General features: G+C 64.5%; 24 protein-coding genes. 14 read left to right on the plus strand and 10 right to left on the minus strand.

The annotated features are described in order from the left end of the window. Positions 1 to 8: 8 nt before the first annotated feature. The 4 genes from AC0L2F_RS23295 to AC0L2F_RS23310 form a co-directional block, all read right to left on the minus strand. Positions 9 to 260 carry a hypothetical protein gene (locus AC0L2F_RS23295; protein WP_007609563.1) on the minus strand — a complete coding sequence of 84 codons (252 nt, stop codon included), beginning with the start codon at positions 258 to 260 and terminating at the stop codon, positions 9 to 11. Positions 261 to 369: 109 nt separating this feature from the next. Beyond that, entirely contained in the window at positions 370 to 759 is a 390-nt protein-coding gene (locus tag AC0L2F_RS23300; RefSeq protein WP_035974054.1) for a hypothetical protein, read from the minus strand. A gap of 92 nt (positions 760 to 851) precedes the next feature. Further along, positions 852 to 1,082 (minus strand): DUF6894 family protein, encoded by a 231-nt coding sequence (locus tag AC0L2F_RS23305; RefSeq protein ID WP_007591727.1) that lies wholly within the window; start codon positions 1,080 to 1,082, stop codon positions 852 to 854. 377 nt (positions 1,083 to 1,459) lie between these two features. Then, a complete protein-coding gene (locus tag AC0L2F_RS23310) occupies positions 1,460 to 2,467 on the minus strand; it encodes a hypothetical protein (protein ID WP_473249991.1) in 1,008 nt (335 codons plus the stop codon). A gap of 376 nt (positions 2,468 to 2,843) precedes the next feature. Between AC0L2F_RS23310 and AC0L2F_RS23315 the strand changes: the two genes are divergently transcribed. Beyond that, positions 2,844 to 3,440, plus strand: a complete 597-nt coding sequence (locus AC0L2F_RS23315; protein WP_473249992.1) for a L,D-transpeptidase — start codon at positions 2,844 to 2,846, stop codon at positions 3,438 to 3,440. A gap of 7 nt (positions 3,441 to 3,447) precedes the next feature. On the opposite strand, the gene AC0L2F_RS23320 is transcribed toward AC0L2F_RS23315, so the two are convergent. Both AC0L2F_RS23320 and AC0L2F_RS23325 read right to left on the minus strand, forming a co-directional pair. Beyond that, the gene (locus AC0L2F_RS23320) at positions 3,448 to 3,876 is read right to left on the minus strand and encodes a COG4315 family predicted lipoprotein (protein ID WP_473249993.1); all 429 of its coding nucleotides are present in this window, start codon (positions 3,874 to 3,876) and stop codon (positions 3,448 to 3,450) included. 179 nt (positions 3,877 to 4,055) lie between these two features. Continuing rightward, positions 4,056 to 4,520, minus strand: a complete 465-nt coding sequence (locus AC0L2F_RS23325; RefSeq protein ID WP_247499413.1) for a MarR family winged helix-turn-helix transcriptional regulator — start codon at positions 4,518 to 4,520, stop codon at positions 4,056 to 4,058. Between the two features lie 103 nt (positions 4,521 to 4,623). Here AC0L2F_RS23325 and AC0L2F_RS23330 point away from each other — a divergent pair, with 103 nt between their 5' ends. The 3 genes from AC0L2F_RS23330 (at position 4,624) to AC0L2F_RS23340 (ending at position 8,152) form a co-directional block, all read left to right on the plus strand. After that, positions 4,624 to 6,546, plus strand: coding sequence for an FAD-binding monooxygenase (locus tag AC0L2F_RS23330; RefSeq protein ID WP_473249994.1), 1,923 nt, complete (start codon positions 4,624 to 4,626; stop codon positions 6,544 to 6,546). Between the two features lie 154 nt (positions 6,547 to 6,700). Continuing rightward, a complete protein-coding gene (locus tag AC0L2F_RS23335) occupies positions 6,701 to 7,699 on the plus strand; it encodes an SH3 domain-containing protein (RefSeq protein WP_473249995.1) in 999 nt (332 codons plus the stop codon). A 225-nt stretch (positions 7,700 to 7,924) separates the two neighbouring features. Then, positions 7,925 to 8,152 (plus strand): hypothetical protein, encoded by a 228-nt coding sequence (locus tag AC0L2F_RS23340; protein ID WP_473249996.1) that lies wholly within the window; start codon positions 7,925 to 7,927, stop codon positions 8,150 to 8,152. An 87-nt stretch (positions 8,153 to 8,239) separates the two neighbouring features. Here AC0L2F_RS23340 and AC0L2F_RS23345 read toward each other — a convergent pair whose 3' ends face one another. Next, the gene (locus AC0L2F_RS23345) at positions 8,240 to 8,431 is read right to left on the minus strand and encodes a DUF3551 domain-containing protein (RefSeq protein ID WP_371449358.1); all 192 of its coding nucleotides are present in this window, start codon (positions 8,429 to 8,431) and stop codon (positions 8,240 to 8,242) included. Between the two features lie 110 nt (positions 8,432 to 8,541). Here AC0L2F_RS23345 and AC0L2F_RS23350 point away from each other — a divergent pair, with 110 nt between their 5' ends. Both AC0L2F_RS23350 and AC0L2F_RS23355 read left to right on the plus strand, forming a co-directional pair. Further along, a complete protein-coding gene (locus AC0L2F_RS23350) occupies positions 8,542 to 8,748 on the plus strand; it encodes a hypothetical protein (protein ID WP_063992619.1) in 207 nt (68 codons plus the stop codon). A 100-nt stretch (positions 8,749 to 8,848) separates the two neighbouring features. Further along, on the plus strand, positions 8,849 to 9,193 hold the full coding sequence (locus AC0L2F_RS23355; RefSeq protein ID WP_473249997.1) for a hypothetical protein: 345 nt from the start codon (positions 8,849 to 8,851) through the stop codon (positions 9,191 to 9,193). A 52-nt stretch (positions 9,194 to 9,245) separates the two neighbouring features. On the opposite strand, the gene AC0L2F_RS23360 is transcribed toward AC0L2F_RS23355, so the two are convergent. Both AC0L2F_RS23360 and AC0L2F_RS23365 read right to left on the minus strand, forming a co-directional pair. Continuing rightward, positions 9,246 to 9,590, minus strand: a complete 345-nt coding sequence (locus AC0L2F_RS23360) for a DMT family transporter (RefSeq protein ID WP_473249998.1) — start codon at positions 9,588 to 9,590, stop codon at positions 9,246 to 9,248. 179 nt (positions 9,591 to 9,769) lie between these two features. Beyond that, a complete protein-coding gene (locus AC0L2F_RS23365) occupies positions 9,770 to 10,435 on the minus strand; it encodes an O-methyltransferase (protein WP_473250000.1) in 666 nt (221 codons plus the stop codon). 97 nt (positions 10,436 to 10,532) lie between these two features. On the opposite strand from AC0L2F_RS23365, the gene AC0L2F_RS23370 reads away from it, so the two are divergent. From AC0L2F_RS23370 to pdxY, 3 genes are all read left to right on the plus strand, one after another. Beyond that, a complete protein-coding gene (locus tag AC0L2F_RS23370; RefSeq protein ID WP_007609596.1) occupies positions 10,533 to 11,165 on the plus strand; it encodes a TetR/AcrR family transcriptional regulator in 633 nt (210 codons plus the stop codon). 101 nt (positions 11,166 to 11,266) lie between these two features. Then, positions 11,267 to 11,908 carry an FMN-binding negative transcriptional regulator gene (locus AC0L2F_RS23375; protein WP_007609597.1) on the plus strand — a complete coding sequence of 214 codons (642 nt, stop codon included), beginning with the start codon at positions 11,267 to 11,269 and terminating at the stop codon, positions 11,906 to 11,908. A 48-nt stretch (positions 11,909 to 11,956) separates the two neighbouring features. Further along, the gene (gene pdxY / locus AC0L2F_RS23380) at positions 11,957 to 12,769 is read left to right on the plus strand and encodes a pyridoxal kinase (protein ID WP_473250001.1); all 813 of its coding nucleotides are present in this window, start codon (positions 11,957 to 11,959) and stop codon (positions 12,767 to 12,769) included. A 3-nt stretch (positions 12,770 to 12,772) separates the two neighbouring features. Here pdxY and AC0L2F_RS23385 read toward each other — a convergent pair whose 3' ends face one another. Then, positions 12,773 to 14,083 carry a M15 family metallopeptidase domain-containing protein gene (locus AC0L2F_RS23385; RefSeq protein WP_473250002.1) on the minus strand — a complete coding sequence of 437 codons (1,311 nt, stop codon included), beginning with the start codon at positions 14,081 to 14,083 and terminating at the stop codon, positions 12,773 to 12,775. Between the two features lie 334 nt (positions 14,084 to 14,417). Here AC0L2F_RS23385 and AC0L2F_RS23390 point away from each other — a divergent pair, with 334 nt between their 5' ends. From AC0L2F_RS23390 to AC0L2F_RS23410, 5 genes are all read left to right on the plus strand, one after another. Further along, entirely contained in the window at positions 14,418 to 14,588 is a 171-nt protein-coding gene (locus tag AC0L2F_RS23390; protein WP_007609602.1) for a Flp family type IVb pilin, read from the plus strand. A 61-nt stretch (positions 14,589 to 14,649) separates the two neighbouring features. After that, positions 14,650 to 14,853, plus strand: a complete 204-nt coding sequence (locus AC0L2F_RS23395) for a hypothetical protein (RefSeq protein ID WP_063992613.1) — start codon at positions 14,650 to 14,652, stop codon at positions 14,851 to 14,853. 171 nt (positions 14,854 to 15,024) lie between these two features. After that, positions 15,025 to 15,279: a hypothetical protein gene (locus AC0L2F_RS23400; RefSeq protein WP_007609605.1), complete on the plus strand. Its 255-nt coding sequence runs from the start codon at positions 15,025 to 15,027 to the stop codon at positions 15,277 to 15,279. A gap of 244 nt (positions 15,280 to 15,523) precedes the next feature. Continuing rightward, positions 15,524 to 15,670 carry a hypothetical protein gene (locus tag AC0L2F_RS23405; protein WP_167552239.1) on the plus strand — a complete coding sequence of 49 codons (147 nt, stop codon included), beginning with the start codon at positions 15,524 to 15,526 and terminating at the stop codon, positions 15,668 to 15,670. Between the two features lie 56 nt (positions 15,671 to 15,726). Then, complete coding sequence (locus AC0L2F_RS23410) at positions 15,727 to 16,647, plus strand: DMT family transporter (protein ID WP_063992611.1); 921 nt, start codon at positions 15,727 to 15,729, stop codon at positions 16,645 to 16,647. Positions 16,648 to 16,660: the final 13 nt, after the last annotated feature.

The raw sequence follows: 16,660 nt of genomic DNA on the forward strand, positions 1-16,660 counted from the left end.
CCGCGCGTTCAACGCTCCCCTCGGTCGGTGCCCTGCGGCGACGTGCGATGCTGCGTCTGCGGCTGGGAGCGCTCGCCCGTCTCCTTGCAGGGGAGCGGCTCCCACGAGCCATCCGGCGCCTGCTGATAGGCGCTGCACGATGACGACGAGGTCGATTTGTCCTCGCCCTTCTGGGCATCGGAATTCTTCGCCAGCACAGGCGCAGTCAGCATCGTGGCGACGGCAAACGCCACGGCAAGGAGGACATGGTTGATCCGCATGGGGCTCCCCTGTTCGAGTTCGAAGAGAGCCGCATGCTGGCGAGAATTGTGACGATTATTGGCCGAAGCGAAAGTTCCGGCGCGGCGTGCTTAACGGCGCGCGATCACGCTAGCCGCCCTTGCTGCGGATCAGACCGGCGAGGTTGGTCTTCTGGGCCTCGCACCAGCTGGGCATGCCGAGGCGGCGTTGGTTGAGGTCGGTCGCCTGGGTGGCCACTGCGACCTCGGCCATCAGATCGTCGTCCTGCTTCTCGCCCATCTTGCCGCCGGTGTGCATCCAGGCGATCGCCTTGCGGACCTTCTCGGTGGTGCCTTCGGGCAGCTGCATCTGCTCCGCCTTCTGCACCAGATCCTGGTAGACGATATCGGTGCCCGGACATTCGACCTTGGCGGCGAAGGCCTGCAAGACCAACGTCACATAGGTCGAACGTGGATGGTCGGCCGCCTGGGCCGGCGCCGCCAGCAGCAACAGGGCCGTCATCAGAAAACCAGTGCGCATCCTTGGTACCTCCCCGAATTTTCGGGAAGGCTAGCGGCTGGCGCGCCGCTCCGCAATGGGGATGGCGTGCGGCCGCGAAGCCGGCCGTCGAGTTAGCGCCGCCAGGCCGGCACGGGATCGAGCGGCGTGCGATAGACCTCTTTGTGATCGCGGTCGGTGACGCGCACAGCGCAACCCTTGCTTTGCAACTCGGGCTTCACCTGCGACAGCTCGGTGGCCAGTTGGACGGCGCGATCGGAGGCGACCTCGATGTCTTCGAGGATGATACCGCCCTGATTCTTGAACTCTTCACCAACCACGAGATCGAAGGAATAGTAAGGCATCCGAATTCCCCGGTATGACGAATGGAGCTTAGGGTCGACATTCAACACATGACCGATGGTACCACTGAGTCGATGTTTATCGAATGAACGGCGCGCGCAATCTCTGTGCTTATGGCGCAGAAATGATGTGCAACATTCAAGCGTGTTAAGATTTTATTAAATATGTCGACGTGATCATGAGGCATGGAATTGCAGCAGAACCGGGCTCCGGGAACCGGCAGCTGCAAGAGAAGGCCGCCGGCATAGATCCCGACGGCCTTTTCTCTTGAAGGAAAACGATCGAAGCATCGCTTCCCGTAGTCATCCGGAGTCAACGCATCACATCGACTCGGACAGCATCGCTGGCGCGACGCTTCGTGTCATCGCGTGGCGATCGTTCAGCGCAGCGGCATTGGCGGGCGCACGACAGGTCCGTCGTCGTCGGCAACGGCTTGGGTCGTCGTCACGGGGGTTGCTGGCGGTGAGACCGCCGCGGCCTGCGGCGGCGGGGGCGAATAAGCTGGCATGTAGGTGTGCGACACGACCGGCTTGGGTTTGCGAACCGGCGGCGCCGCGGGCCGCGGCGGCAGCGCGGACGTTTGCGCGCGCGGATCGACGCGCGGCTTCGCATCGGCCACCGGCTTCGGCGCGGGCGGCTTCGTCATCTCGCGTGCCATCTGCTCCTGGCTTGCCTTCAACTCGGCGATGTTGGCCTTGAGCTGCTCGATCTGTTGCGCCATCGCGGCGAGATCGCGCGTCATCGACTGCACCGATTGTACAGGATCGGATTGTGTTGCCGTGGGCACCGCTGCTGCAACCTGAGTGGCAGGCGGAGCCGCAGCTTGATCGACCGCTTGATCTGTCGCGGCCTGGTCCGTTGCGGCCTGGTCCGCAGGCGGCGCGGCCTGTGCGGCGGCGGCCGGTGCCGTCTGCGAGGTCGAAGGCAGCAGCGACGCCAATGCCGGCGTCCATTCGGCGAGCATCTGTCTTGCGGTGTCGCCATGTTGTTCCCACGCGACAGTGGCGGCCGCGCTTCCGCCCGCAAACAGCATCGTGACGAACGCGCCACGCAGCCATTTGCCAGCCGAGGAGCGCTTCTGACGGCTGAGGCCATCATCGGCCGCGACGCGCACGGCGGTGTCGACCGAGGGCGCTGCCGCCTGCGGCTCCGCGACGGGACTGAACTTCGGCTCCGGATCCATTCTGGGCTTCAGCGTGAACGCCGGATCCATTTTGGGTTTCGGACGGGCTGTGATCTCAGGCGCGAGCGCGGGCGCGACGCTGAGAGGGCGCGAGGCGAGCACGATGTCAGGCGAAATCTGCACGGCGTCGTGCGGGTCGTTGTTCGTGACCGTGTCCTTCACGATCTCATCGACGATTTGGCGAGAGTTCAGCGTCGCGAGCATCGCAGCTCCTTTGAAGCCTGGGTGTTTTGAAGCCCAGGTGTTGAGTAGTTGAAGCGTTGGCCGTCCGCATTCGCGCGAGCAGATCCGTGAGGTGAGCCCATCCAATTCCCCGAGGCCCAAGCACATGGCGCACGAGTCCAGCCGGGTTTGACCAAAGCAAGGCGAGGGGATGGAGACTGTGCGACGCTCTTGCGCCGTTTGTGGTGATGGAACCCGCCTCAGAAAACACGCGCAATTGTTCCGCCATGCCTTGTTTTCAGCACGATTTTGGCAGCATCTGGGGTCGCTGGGGGTGCTGCTATCGCTATCGGGGCCGGCGGTGCCAAGATCCTTATTCGTTCTATTCGTCCTTGCCATGCTTCCGTTGGGCGGCTGCATGCAGACGACGCTTTCGCCATCGACGGACGCAAGCATGACGCCGCGCGACCGGCAGTTGCTCGCGCATACGCCGTACGCGCAGGCGAACGTGCCCGAGCAATATCTTCGTCACATCGTCGATTATCCGCGCAAGGAGCAGCCGGGCACGATCCTGGTCGATACCGATGCGCGCTATCTCTATTTCGTGCTGCCCGACGGCAAGGCGATCCGCTATGGCGTCGCGGTCGGCGAGGAAGCCATGGCGTTCTCCGGAGTCGCGCGGGTCGGTCGTCTGGCGGAATGGCCGGACTGGGTTCCGACGGCGGACATCCAGGCGCGGCTCGGACCCTATCCGTCGCGCGTGCCCGGCGGTCCCGCCAATCCGCTGGGTGCTCGCGGCATCTATCTCTATGCCGGCAACAAGGACACGCTCTACCGCATCCACGGCACCAACCAGCCGGAATATATTGGGCAAGCGATCTCGTCGGGATGCATCCGGATGCGCAACGAGGACGTGATCGATCTCTATGACCGGGTGAAGCTCAATTCAACGGTCGTGGTGCTGCCGCCCGGACAGAACGCGCAAGTCGAGGCGCGGCCCAGCTGGCGCGGGTGAGGTCGCCCTAGTTCTCGGGACGGGCAACGCGCCATTGCAGCGTCGTGGCATTGCCGTTGGCCTCGCCCGGCGCCTTGTCGGCCGGCGAGGTGTAGAGCGGACGATAGCGATATGCCCACATCTTGCTGCCGTCGTTGCGGCTGATCACAGTGAAATCGCCGATCGCTTTGGCATCCGCCGTGGCGGATAGCGGAATCCAGCTCTCGACGCATTTGCCGTTGCAGTTCGACGTCTTGCCGGTGGTATCGCGCTCGTAATAATAGAGCGTCATGCCGTTGAGGTCGACGAGCGTCGGACCCTGCTTGGTCAGGATGACCTTCGCCGGTGAGGTCGCGGGCTTCGGCGGAGGAGGGGCATCGCCGCCGCCATGGCCGTTCGCGAGCGCCGGAGCGGTCGAGAGCGCGATCGCCGTCGCCGCAATGAGAAACCTGAACATCCGAAACTCCAGACCGGCAAAGTTAATCGCGCGTTAAACGCCGAATGCGGCCGACCGTAACAGGCGAAGGTTAGTTCCTGGTTTCGCGGATCTGCGACAATTACTGGTAGAATTACGGGGGCTTTTGTCTTGGCGCGTTTTCTTGACGCGAACCGGCGTCCACTTCGCTCGAAAACGCTCTATGCCTGCACCTCGCGCAGCGGGGCGCGGCTGAGCTCGTTGCCGGCGGCGATGGCCTTGTGCAGGAGGCGCATCAGATCCTCACCTTCCTTTGCGCTGAGGCCGCGCAGCATGATGCGTTGCGCGGATTCGACGGCGGGCGTGATCTTGCGCAGCGTGCGGCGGCCTTCGTCGGTGATCTCAAGCTCGCGGGCACGACGGTCGCGGCTCGAGGCGCGGCGCTCCGCGAGCCCCTTCTGCACGAGACGGTCGATTACGCCGGTGATGGTGGTGCGGTCGTAGGCGATCAATCCTGCGAGCGTCACCTGGTCTAGGCCTGGATTGGCCTTGATGGTCGCGAGCGCGGCGTATTGCACCGGCGTGAGGTCGAAGCCGGCGTCCCCGACCTCGGCCAGAAACACCGCGACCGCGATCTGCTGGAATCGGCGCGCCAGATGTCCGGGCATGTCGTTGTTGTCTTTCACCGAATTTCTCCGTTGGCGCAGGACGGCCGGGATCGTTGACAAGTATACTGATAGTCAGCATACTGAGCAATATCCAAACAGAACGTTTCCGGGAGAGGTGCTCATGCAATTCCATCTCAATGGATTTCAGCCGGGCGACCCTGAGATCGCCGATCCCGCCGCGCGCATTCAGGCTTCGGGCGCAACGGGCGCCGTGCCTGACGAGGTCGACGTCCTCATCGTCGGTTGTGGCCCTGCGGGCCTGACGCTCGCGGCCCAGCTTGCGCAGTTTGCCGACATCAAGACCTGCATCGTCGAGCAGAAGCCGGACCGCTTGCTGGTCGGGCAGGCCGACGGCATCGCCTGCCGCACCATGGAGATGTTCCACGCCTTCGGATTCAGCGAGCGCGTCCTGAAGGAAGCTTGTTGGGTGAACGAGACGACGTTCTGGAAGCCGGACGAGCGGGTGCCGGAACATATCGTCCGCAGCGGCCGGGTGCAGGATGTCGAGGACGGTTTGTCGGAATTCCCGCATGTCATCCTCAACCAGGCGCGCGTCCATGACGGCTTTCTCGACGTCATGCGCAAAGCACCGGCCAGGCTCGAGCCCCATTACAGCCGGCGCCTGCTCGACCTTCAGGTCGATCCGGCCGCGGGTCCCGCCAACCATGCCGTGACGGCCCGGCTCGAACGGGTCGATGCCGGGAACGAGGGCAAGGTCGAGACGATCAAGGCGCGTTATGTCGTCGGCTGCGACGGCGCCCGCAGCATGGTGCGCAAATCGATCGGCCGCGAGCTACTCGGCGATTCCGCCAATCATGCCTGGGGCGTGATGGACGTGCTGGCGGTGACCGATTTTCCCGACATCCGCTTCAAGGCCCTGATCCAGTCGGCAAAGGACGGCAGCCTGCTGATCATTCCGCGCGAGGGCGGCTACATGGTCCGCCTCTATGTCGAGCTCGCCAAGCTCGACATCGGCGAGCGCGTCGCCAATCGCAACATCACCGCCGATGACGTGATCGCGAAGGCGCAGCGGATCCTGAAGCCGCATACGCTCGATGTGAAGGAGATCGCGTGGTGGTCGGTCTACGAGATCGGCCAGCGACTGACCGACAAGTTCGACGACGTGCCGGAGACCGAGATCGCTACGCGTCTGCCGCGGATCTTCATCGCTGGCGATGCCTGCCACACCCACAGCCCGAAGGCGGGGCAGGGCATGAACGTCTCGATGCAGGATGCCTTCAATCTCGGCTGGAAGCTCGCTGCCGTTTTGCGGAAGCAGTCCGCGCCGAGCCTGCTGCATTCCTATTCGGCCGAGCGCCAGGCAGTTGCGAAAGAGCTGATCGATTTCGACCGCGAATGGGCGGGGATTCTTGCATCCGCCGCCAAGGTCGGCGGCGCCGATGCCGCCAGGACGCAGGACTATTTCGTGAGGCACGGTCGCTACACCGCGGGCACGGCGACGCATTACCGCCCGTCGGTTCTGACCGGAGCGACGTCCCACCAGCAGCTCGCGCCAGGCTTCGTCATCGGCACGCGTTTTCATTCCGCGCCGGTGATCCGGTTTGCGGATGCCAAGCCGGTGCATCTCGGTCATGCTGCGCCGGCGGATGGCCGCTTCCGCATCTACGCTTTCTCCGGCGCTGAGGATCCGGCAGCAGCCGGCTCGGCCATTCGCGCCTTGTGCCGTTTTCTCTCCGAGGCGCGGGAGTCGCCCGTCAGGCGTTTCACGCCCGCGACCGCCGACATCGACAGCGTGATCGATCTGCGGGCGGTCTTCCAGCAGGATCATCGCGAACTCGTCGTCGAGGCGATGCCCGCGCTGCTGCTTCCGCGCAAGGGCCGGTACGGCCTGATCGATTACGAGAAGATGTTCTGTCCGGACCTCAAGAATGGTCAGGACGTTTTCACCATGCGCGGTATCGATCGGAAGGCCGGCTGCATGGTCGTGGTGCGGCCGGATCAGTACGTCGCGACCGTGCTGCCGCTCGATGATTTTGCTGCGCTTGCTGCATACTTCGACGGCTTCATGCTGCAAGTGAACTGACGGCTGGCAGTGCTCTTGCGCGCTGTGTCGATGAACGGCGAATGAATATTGAACCGCGCGCGGCATCCGTCTCGATCTTTTGACGGATGAGGCCTTCTTACGCGGAACGCCCGTTCTGTCTGCGCGTTCCGACTCCAAAGAGGAGGACTACGCCATGAAATTCCGAAGCGTGTTGTTAGCCGCATTGCTGCTCGCCCCGACGGCCGCGCTGGCCGCACCGGGCATGGTCACCGTCTCGACCGGCCTGCGCGCCGGGCCGGGTCCGGGCTTTCCGCTGGTCGATCGCATCCCCGAGGGCGCTCGCGTCGATATCCATGGTTGCCTGCGCGGCAACGCCTGGTGCGACGTGAGCTTCTCCGACGACCGTGGCTGGGTGTCGTCGCAATATCTCGAATATCTCTACCGCCATCACTACGTCTATCTCCCCGACTATGTCGACGAGATCGACGTGCCAATCGTCCCCTTCGTGCTGACCTCGTACTGGTCGAGCTATTATCAGGGGCGGCCCTGGTATCGGCGGCATGCCCACTGGAATAGCTACTGGACTTCGCATCAGCGCGACGCGATGCGGATGACGATCGATCCGCGCGCGGCTCGCATCGGCCGCGCGGCAACGCGCGATGCGGCGGTCGCACTCGGGCGCAACGGTGCGAATGTCAGGGAAAATGCGAAGGAAAGTGTCAAGGGCGCGGCTGCGGTCTCCGGCCGTGATGCCATAACTTCACGACACGACGCCGCGATGGCCAGGCACCAGACTGCAGTGACGACGGATCGGAGCCGTGCGGGACGAAGCGAGCGCATCGCGCATGAGCGGACCAATCTTCAGGGCCGCAATCCGCGCGATGCACAAGCCCACATCATGCACGAGCAGGCCGCACACCGCGCGGCTGTGCGTGCGCAGCCGATGGCGCGCCCGCATGAGGCGCCGCGTATATCAGCGGCACCCGCGAGCCGGCCCGCGATGCCGCATGTGGCCCAACCCAATGTGAGCCACGGCTCCCCGATGAACGCTCATGCCCAAATGCCTGCGCCGCGCGCGGCTGCGCCTGCGATGCCTCATGGCGGTGGCGGCGGCGCACCTCACATCAACGCCGCGCCGCACGGCGGCGGTGCGCCGGCCGGCGGTCCCGGTGGCGGCCACCAAAAGCACTAGAGTTGCCAACGAAAGCCCGGCCTTCACGCCGGGCTTTCTGCTTGGGCGGGAGCGGGTTCCCGGCGCGTATAATTTAAGGAAGTTCTTCGCGGGCAGATTTCATCGATCGTAATATGTCTACTCAAAGCTGTAAGCATTCCACTCGGGGCAGCGGGGCACGGGAGGATGACGACGATGAGACAGAACCAGGCGGAGACGCGCCGCCACAATGTCGCGAAGCGGTCGATGACCAAGGAGGCCAAGCAGCTGTCCGGCCTGATTGCCGGATTGCGCCAATCCCTCGAGGTCATTCAAAAGGAGCGGTCGAGCACCAAACTCTCCGGCGCCGAGATGGGTCTTCTCGACGAACGCCGCAACAATTTGTTGCTGACCATTGCAGCCCTTGATGACCGCCTCTCGGCGGTGCAAGGACTGATCGATCTAGGCCGTCCCCACATCATTCGCGTCCACTGATCGGAGCGCAGACCTGATGCCATCGGCTTCGTCGCGGCGGCGACGGAACCAGGCTCAGCTGCCGGCTCTGGTGGCATAGGGATTGGCTTAGCACTGGGCGGACTGCCCGGAGGCGGTGGCGGCGCACTGCGCGACTGTCGCAAAACTGCAATCGATGCAGCGGCCGTCGATGGTGTAGATCTCGATGCAGACGGGATGGCGCGGATCGTAGGTCTGCGCCGCTGTGGGCGCCGCGCCGAGCAGGCCCGCACCAGGCCAGCCCACGACAAGCAGGCGCACGATCAAGCTCCTTTCGCGATCGGAACCAGGCACAATACTGCTGCGGATGGCACCAAATTGCCACGCTCCCGGCGAATTGCCGCCAAAGCCCGCTGCCACGACGAGAGCGGGTGCAGGGCAACGCTAGGGGATGTGCATTGGCCTACAAGATGATCGCAGAACGCGACAATGAGAAGTGCAGTTTTGCCCGCGAGAGCCGTTTGCTCATCGTGGCGAAGGCAAAGGTTTGGGCAAGTGAGGGGTGGAAGGTCGTCATCACCGACCAGGACGGCAAGGCCTATGCGCCGCCCGACTTCGATCAACTATTGGCGGCCTAACCGCAAGACGGGGCAGGGGACGACATTGATTTCGCTATTTCGACCGGGGCGCGGCGTGATCGCGCCCCTTATGACTCTTCCAACGATGACTCTTCCAACGATGACTCTTGCAACGACGACTCTTGCAACGACGATTCTTGCAGCCGCGGCCGTCCTGACGGCGACATTTGCCGTCGCGCAAAATCTCGATGCCGGCAAGTCGCCGCAAAAGCTCTTCGCCGATGGGTGCGCGACCTGCCATCGCAGCCCGCGCGGCCTTGCCAAAGGGCGCTTCAACCTGACGCTGTCCTGGTTCCTGAAGGACCATTACGCAACCAGTTCGGACACAGCCAAGGCGCTTGCCGCCTATCTGGAATCGGTCGATACGGCGCCACCGCGAGCTGCGGCCAAGCCTGGGCCGAAGCGATCCGGGCCGCGTGCTCCCAAGCCGTCGCAAAGCCAGTAGGCGTGAGCCAGCGGCCCGAGAGGGCGTCGCGAAGCCGAAGGCCTTGCCGGCATCAATGCACCGTCGTCTGCGAGAACAGGTTAATGACCACGACTCCGGACACGATCAGCGCGATGCCGACGAAGGCCGCAGCGTCGAGCATCTGGCGAAACAGCACGAAAGAGACGGTTGCCGTCAGGATGATGCCGACCCCGCCCCAGATCGCATAGGCGATGCTCAATGGGATGACCAGGATCGCGACCGACAGCGCATAGAACGAGGCGACATAGAACAGCACCATCGCCAGTGTCGGCCACAGCCGCGTGAACTGCACGGATTGCTGGAGGAAGGCGGACGCCGTGACCTCCAGGACGATCGCGAGGGCAAGCGCTGCGTGGGCATTGAAGGCGGAAGTCATCACGGGCTCGGGCGTGTTGTGCAAAGAAAGATACCGCGCGGTACGGGGAATATGACGTTTGCCCGGGTCCAGCTATCACGTGTCAGTGACGAGCCTGCGACACGGCGGAGCGCAGCACGAAACCGCCGCGCGATGGTTCGCGCGGCGGCTCATTGGTGTCGCGCCGGTTCGATGGGGCGTTAGTTGATCCGCACGGAGAGTTCGACGTCCTCGGCAAAGGCCGTGGACATGTAGCCGCTTCCGGGCCTGCGCATGCGCGCCAGATAGTCGGGGCTGTCGTCGGCGTTGTCGGCGACGATGATCGCGCCCGGCTGGAGATGGCCTTCGACCAGGTCCAGGATATCGGGGTAGAGCGCCTTGGCACCGTCGAGCAGCACGAGATCGATCGTGTCGGGCAGGTCGACTTGAAGCATCTTCAGCGCGTCGCCTTCGCGGATTTCGACGAGGTCCAGCAGCCCGCCGGCCGCGAGGTTCTCGCGCGCCCGGGCCGCCTTGGACGGTTCGAATTCGGTGGTGATGAGGCAACCGCCGCCATTGTCGCGCAAGCCCGCGGCAAGGTGCAGGGTCGAGATGCCGAACGAGGTGCCGAACTCGACGATCGCTTTGGCGCGGGAGCTGCGTGCGAGCATGTAAAGCAGGTGACCGGTCTCGCGGGAGACCGCGAGCGGTGCGTCCTTCAGCCGCCCGTAGAGGTCGCGGTAAGCGGTCTTGCTCCGCATCATCCGTGTGCGGTCGGCGTCAGTCACATCGGCGAACGCGGCTCGCATCGCGCCGCGCGCCGCTTCGTCCTGGTCGAACAGACGATCGAGCAGTGGTGCAAGTGATATGATGGTCGAGGTGGTCATGTGTAGTCTCCAGTGGTCGCCGTGAGGCGAGTGCTTGCGTGAGAGTTGAAATACGACTAATTCGTCGCATTCACTATTCGCATTGCCCGAGGGCGCCATGGCCGATCGCCGAAGCCGTTCAGTTTCCTCACGAAAACAGCCGCAGCAGGCCCGTTCGAACGAGCTGGTGGCGGCCATTCTGGACGCGGCTGTTCAGGTCCTGGCCAAGGAGGGGGCGCAGCGTTTCACGACGGCGCGGGTGGCCGAGCGGGCCGGGGTGAGCGTCGGGTCGCTCTATCAATATTTTCCGAACAAGGCGGCGATCCTGTTCCGCCTCCAGAGCGACGAGTGGCGGCGCACGAGCGAGCTTCTGCGCGGCATCCTGGCGCACCGGGCGAAACCGCCACTGGTGCGGCTGCGCGCGCTGGTCCGCGCCTTCATTCGTTCCGAGTGCGAGGAGGCTGCGATCCGTGGCGCGCTCGATGACGCCGCACCACTTTATCGCGACGCGCCCGAGGCGCAGGACGCACGGTCAGCCGGCGAGGGCATCGTCGCAGCCTTCATGCGGGAGGCGCTGCCCAAGGCGCCGGATGCGACGCGGGAGCTTGCCGGCGAGTTGATCAAGACGACGCTGAGCGAGGTCGGCAAGCGGTTCTCGGAAACACCGCGCAGCGAGGCCGAGATCGCGCGCTATTCCGACGGAATGGCTGACATGTTCTGCGCCTATCTCGGCGAGCTGGCGCGTCGCTGAGATCATTCCTGACATCTGCGTTTGCGGCCCAATATCGTTTCGGGTTTCGCCCGATGATGGGTTAGCCTCGCATCGTCTTCGTCGAGCTTGAGTGCCGCGCCATGCATGTCCTTCGTTCCCAGTTCCAGATCGAGGAGCAGCGTGCGCTGGAATTCGCAGCCCAGCGCGGCTTCGGCATGATCGTGGCGGCGGATGAGCGCGGGCCGCGCGCCTCGCACGTGCCGTTCGTGCTGGAGCAACGCGAGGGGCGTGCGATCGTCCAGATCCATCTCACCGCCAGGAATCCGCTTGTCCCGCTAGCGGATGGCGCGCGGCGCTTCCTGCTGATCGTTGCCGGCGACGACGCCTACATCTCCAACGACTGGTATTCTTCGCGCGACAACGTCTCGACCTGGCTTTACGAGGCCGTGCACATGTCGGGCGTAGCGCATCTGCGCGGGCTCGACGAGAACCGCGGGCACGGCGATGCACTACTCGCGGTCTCGGAAGCGCGGCTGCCGAAGGCGCCCTGGGACCTGGCGCAGATGGAGCCGGACAAGCGCGAGAGCATGCTGGCCGCGATCCGCGTCATCGATCTCGTGGTGGATACCGTCGAGGGGCAGGCCAAGCTCAACCAGCACAAGAGCGATGTAGATCATGTCGCGGTCGTGGACCGGCTGGCGCGGTCGGAGGAGACCGGGCATCGGCGGCTGGCGCGGAAGATGCAGGCGCTGCGGCCCGGGCTTGGATACGAGTTTTCGTGACCCGCGCGACCCTTGTCTCGCTCGACGTTTACTCCTACGAACCTCGTCATGCTCGTCATCTCCATTCAGAGCCAGGTGGTCCACGGTCATGTCGGCAACAGCGCCGCCGCCTATGCCATGCAGGCGGAAGGCGTGAATGTCGCGGCGGTGCCGACAACGCTGCTGTCGAACCATCCGCGTTATCCGAGCGTGCGCGGGCGGGTGCTCGAGACAGAGCTCGTTGCAGATCTGCTGAGAGGCGTCGAGGAGCGCGATCTCGTCGACGAGGCCGCGGTCCTCGTTACCGGCTATCTCGGTTCGCCCGGCAATGCAGCTGTCATTGCCGATTTCGTCGAGCGGGCGCTGACCCGCAATTCAAAGCTGGTCTATCTCTGCGACCCCGTGATCGGCGATGACGGCCGGGTCTACGTCGCTGACGGCATCCTGGACGTGGTGCGGCACCGGCTGCTGCCGGCCGCCAATCTGACCACGCCGAACCAGTTCGAGCTCGGGCTGCTCGCAGGCTTCGACATCTCGGATGCGCAGGGTCTGCGCGCGGCGTGCGCGGTGCTGGCCGGGACCGGCCGCATCGACGTGGTCGCCACCGGTTGCACGCTCACTGATACGGCGGAAGGGCAGGTGGAAACGATTCTGTGCGCCGACGGTCAGTTGTCGCGCTTTGCGACGCCGCGCCTGCCGATCCGCCCCTCAGGCACCGGGGATCTTCTCACCGGCCTGATCGCGGCGCATCTGGCCAGGGGCACAGCGACGGAGGCGGCGGTGCGGCTCGCAGTCGAAACCATCTTTGCAGTGCTGGTGCGGACGCAGGAGGCCGGCACCGCGGAGATGCGGCTCGTGCCGCTGCCGACGCCGGGACGGTAGTACTCAGGTCGCGCGCTTCGCGGCCGATTGCGCTGATTTCTGCGGCTTCGCAGGGACCTTCTGCTCGCGCGTCGCCTGTGCCTTCGCCTTTGGCAGCTTCGCGCTTGCCACGGCCCGCGCCTTCCTCGGCTTGACGCTCGCTTCCTTGCGGTCCGACGTGCCTCGGCGCGAGACGTATTCCGTACCGTCGACCGGGCCGACATGCGGTGGATCGCGGCCGAGATAGGGTCGGCCGATGCCGAGCGCCTTGCCATTGGCATCGACCCACTTCCACAGCACCTCGGTCGAGACCCAGCGCTGCGCGCGGTTGTCGCCCTTGGTGCTGACGATGTCGGCCGCCATACCGTGCCCGTAGCCGCCGCGCGTGCTGCCGCCGTGATAGGAGCGGTCGGAGGCGGCCTTCAGGCCGCTCGCGATCGACTGGCGATAGTCGTCGCGGAACGCGCTGGTGATACCAGGCGAAAGTCCGGCGGCCTCGGCCGCGAGCAGCGTGCGAAACAGCTTTTTCTTGAAACTCTTGTCCATGCCGCCGATGACGTAGTCCATCATCGACATGCCGGCGCGGTCGGCCGCCTTCGGATCCTTCCAGCCAAAGTCCTCGTCGACCAGTTTCGTGAAGCTGCGCATCACGGTCACCATCTTGCCCTTGCGCTTGACGGTGACGGCGCGGCGATCCTCGACCTTGATCGAGTCTTCCTTGGGTGTGCGCTGGTAGAGCGCCCAGAGATAACGGTCGATGCAGGCTTCCATCACGTAGCATTCGTCGAGGACCGCGGTCGTGTCCGCAGACGGCGAGGCCTTGCTCGCCGCGGGCACCGGGCCGGTCGCGATCGTCGCGGGCGACAGTGCGTCCGTCGTCTCGATCTCGGTGGGATCGGCGGATGCGAGCTTTATCACGGGCTCCGACGCCGGAGCCGGAGCAACCTCACTGGCGACTGGTATCGGGTCAGGCGAAATCTGCGGTGCGAGCGGCGCTTCGGTCGGCAAGATCAGCACCGGGTCGGCCGAGGCGAGCTGGATGGCCGGAGCTGGCGCCTCGGGCGCTGCCGCTTCGGCGGTGACCAATCCTGGTGTCGCAGCCACGGCGGCCGCGATATCCGCGGTCAGGGCGACGCCGTCCTCGATGGCCGCAGCGTGCGGGATGTCGGCGAGGTCGAGCCGGCTGAGATCCTTCGCGCGCGAGACGGCGGAAGCATTGGCGCCGCTGTTCTCGATGAGGGCAGGGGCATAGGCGGACAAAGAGAGCGCCAGCCAGCCGGCGAGAACCGCCGAGGGGCAGGAGACCGCCACCAGAAGAGACCGCCGATCATTCATGATCCCTGCCTCCAAACGGTTCTGTCGAACCTCGTCTTCTCCGAACAGTCTTGACCAGACAATCTTGCACGAAAAGGCATGCCGCGCGTCGATTGTTCGGAGGACGGTGTGGCGGCGCAATGGCGCAATTCGGCGAAAGCGGGCTTTTCGAGCGGGTGTTGCGCTGGGGCAACGCGGGTTCCATTCGGTTCCAAGGGTGCCGCAGCCGAAAGAGCCTGCAAATGCAGCCTTCATTGTCGTCAAGTTGAGGCGGTTGAGCTTACTCAATCTTGGATTGTGGTCGTGCAAGTCTCCCGCGCCGGCGATTTTCGGCAGAGTTGGGAAGGACACGCGCATGAAGCTGAAATGCAAATGGGCTGAATTCGCCGCTGATGAATCCGGTGCCACCGCGATCGAATACGGCCTGATCGCAGCCGGCATCGCGCTCGCGATCATCGAGATCATCTACGCCCTCGGCACCAACCTCGTCGCAAAGCTGCAATCGCTGGCGACAGCGCTGAAATGAGCTGTGTGGTGCGGCGCCCCGGCGCTTCGCAACCTTGGGCCGGCTGGAGCGTTAGGCGCCCATGACGCATTCCTCGCTTCGTCCCATGGATGCCTTCGACCCCAACGAGCCCGCCATTCTGCACGACCAACTCTCCGATACGATCATCACCTGGACCGCTGAGCAGGCCGACGATTTCAGGCGTGCCAGCCGGCCGGGCGAGGGCGGAACCGTGATCTGGAGGGCGTACGTCTTCGACGGCTGGGGCCATGTGCTCGGCGGCTGATCGCCACTCATAAAAGTGTCATGTCGCAGCCGGCGGTGATTCGGCCAAAGCCTTGTGCGCATTAAACATATTGCCATGCGCCGGGCGCGTTGTTGCAATGCAGCAACGCATGTCGCAATGCAGCAAAATGCGCTTAGATGTGCTCCGAACCTTCCATCAGGAGCATCACCAATGAACAAGAAGACTCTGTCGATCGCCGCGGCCATCCTGACGATCGCGGGCAGCACCGCGGCTTTCGCCGCCGAGCTGCCGACTTATGAGGCCAACGGCTTTCCGGTTTCCCCGATGCAGGTGCGCGTGCTCGGTGCCGCGCATGTCGAGCAGCAGGCCTCGGCGCCCACCACGATCGCTTCGGTCCACCAGGTCCGCGTTCTGTCGCCGCGCAAGGTGAAGACGGCTGATGTCACGACGGGCAGCGCCCGCTGATCTGGGGACGCTACACGCCAACGTCAAGTCAACGTCATGCAGGCTCGCTTTCTGCGAGCCTGCCAAGACCGCGTTCCCCTTCGGGAGCGCGGTTTTTTTTCGCAGCGAGTCATGATCACGTGCCGGTTGTGTACGGCCGTTCAAAGCGAGTGTGATCTCTTTAATAGTTGCTTTGCAGATCGCGGCGCTTGATGCGGGCGCCGCTTATTGAGCAGCCAAGAATCATTTTCATAATGGAGTAGTCATGCCTGTTGCACAGAAAGCGGTTGTTGCAAGCGTCTCGCCGCGCGCGTTCATTCTCAGGCATCTCGCCTTGTTCGCAGCCGCCGCGCTGTTCGTGTTCGTGCTCAGCCTGACCTATGGGCTCGATCTCAGCCCTGGATTTTTCTAGCCAGATCTGCAAACGCGTGGGTTGAGCCTCGTCGCGCGCTGACATAAGCCTTGCTTATGGATCAGCGGACGAGCGGCGCCGACGCTCTCACTCAAAAGAACGATGCGGCGTCGGCGCTTGTCGGCGTGCTCTGCGGCCTCGCCGCGGCGCTGTTCTGGGCGCTCGGCTTTGCCGGCACGCGGCACGGGCTCAAGGTCGGCTTCACGCCGGTCGATTTGCTGGTGCATCGCTATGTCTGGTCCGGCATCGCGTTCCTGCCGCTGGTGATACGCGGCGGAATCTCCGACCTCTGCGGCATCGGCTGGGGCAGGGGCCTTGCGCTGATGGTGCTCGGCGGCCCGGTGATGTCGCTGATCTCCTACACTGGATTTCTGTTCGTGCCGCTCGGTCATGGCAGCGTGATTCAGCCCTCCTGCGCGACGCTCGGCGGCCTGCTGCTCGCGGCCTTGTTCCTGAAAGAGCATGTCTCCGCGTCGCGCATCGCCGGCGCCTTGGTCATCGTCGGCGGGCTCGGCGTGATCGGCGCGGAATCGATCGGCCATATCGGCGTCGACGGCGTGCTCGGCGATCTGACCTTCGTGCTGACCGGATTGATGTTCGCAGGCTTCGGCGCGCTGGTGCGCCACTGGCGTGTCTCCGCCGTGTCGGCTGCGCTCGTCATCAACGTGCTGTCGCTGCTGCTGCTGCCGATCTACCTCATGACCGGCGGACTGGCGCGGATCGCGGCGATCGGCATCGGTGAGAACGCCATCCAGGCGCTGGCGCAGGGCGTGCTTGCGGGCCCGGCTGCGCTTTATCTGTTCGCCGTCTCTGTCCAGCGCCTCGGCGTCGCCCGCGCAGCCGTCGTCCCCGCCTGCGTGCCGGCGCTGACGGTGCTCACCGGCTGGCTCCTGCTCGGCGAGCCGCCGACCCTATTGCAGACGGCGGGATTGGTGACGGTGCTGTGCGGATTCTATCTGGCGCAGCGGCAGCGATAGATCGCAAGCCTCA

Source organism: Bradyrhizobium sp. Ken64 (assembly GCF_055807555.1).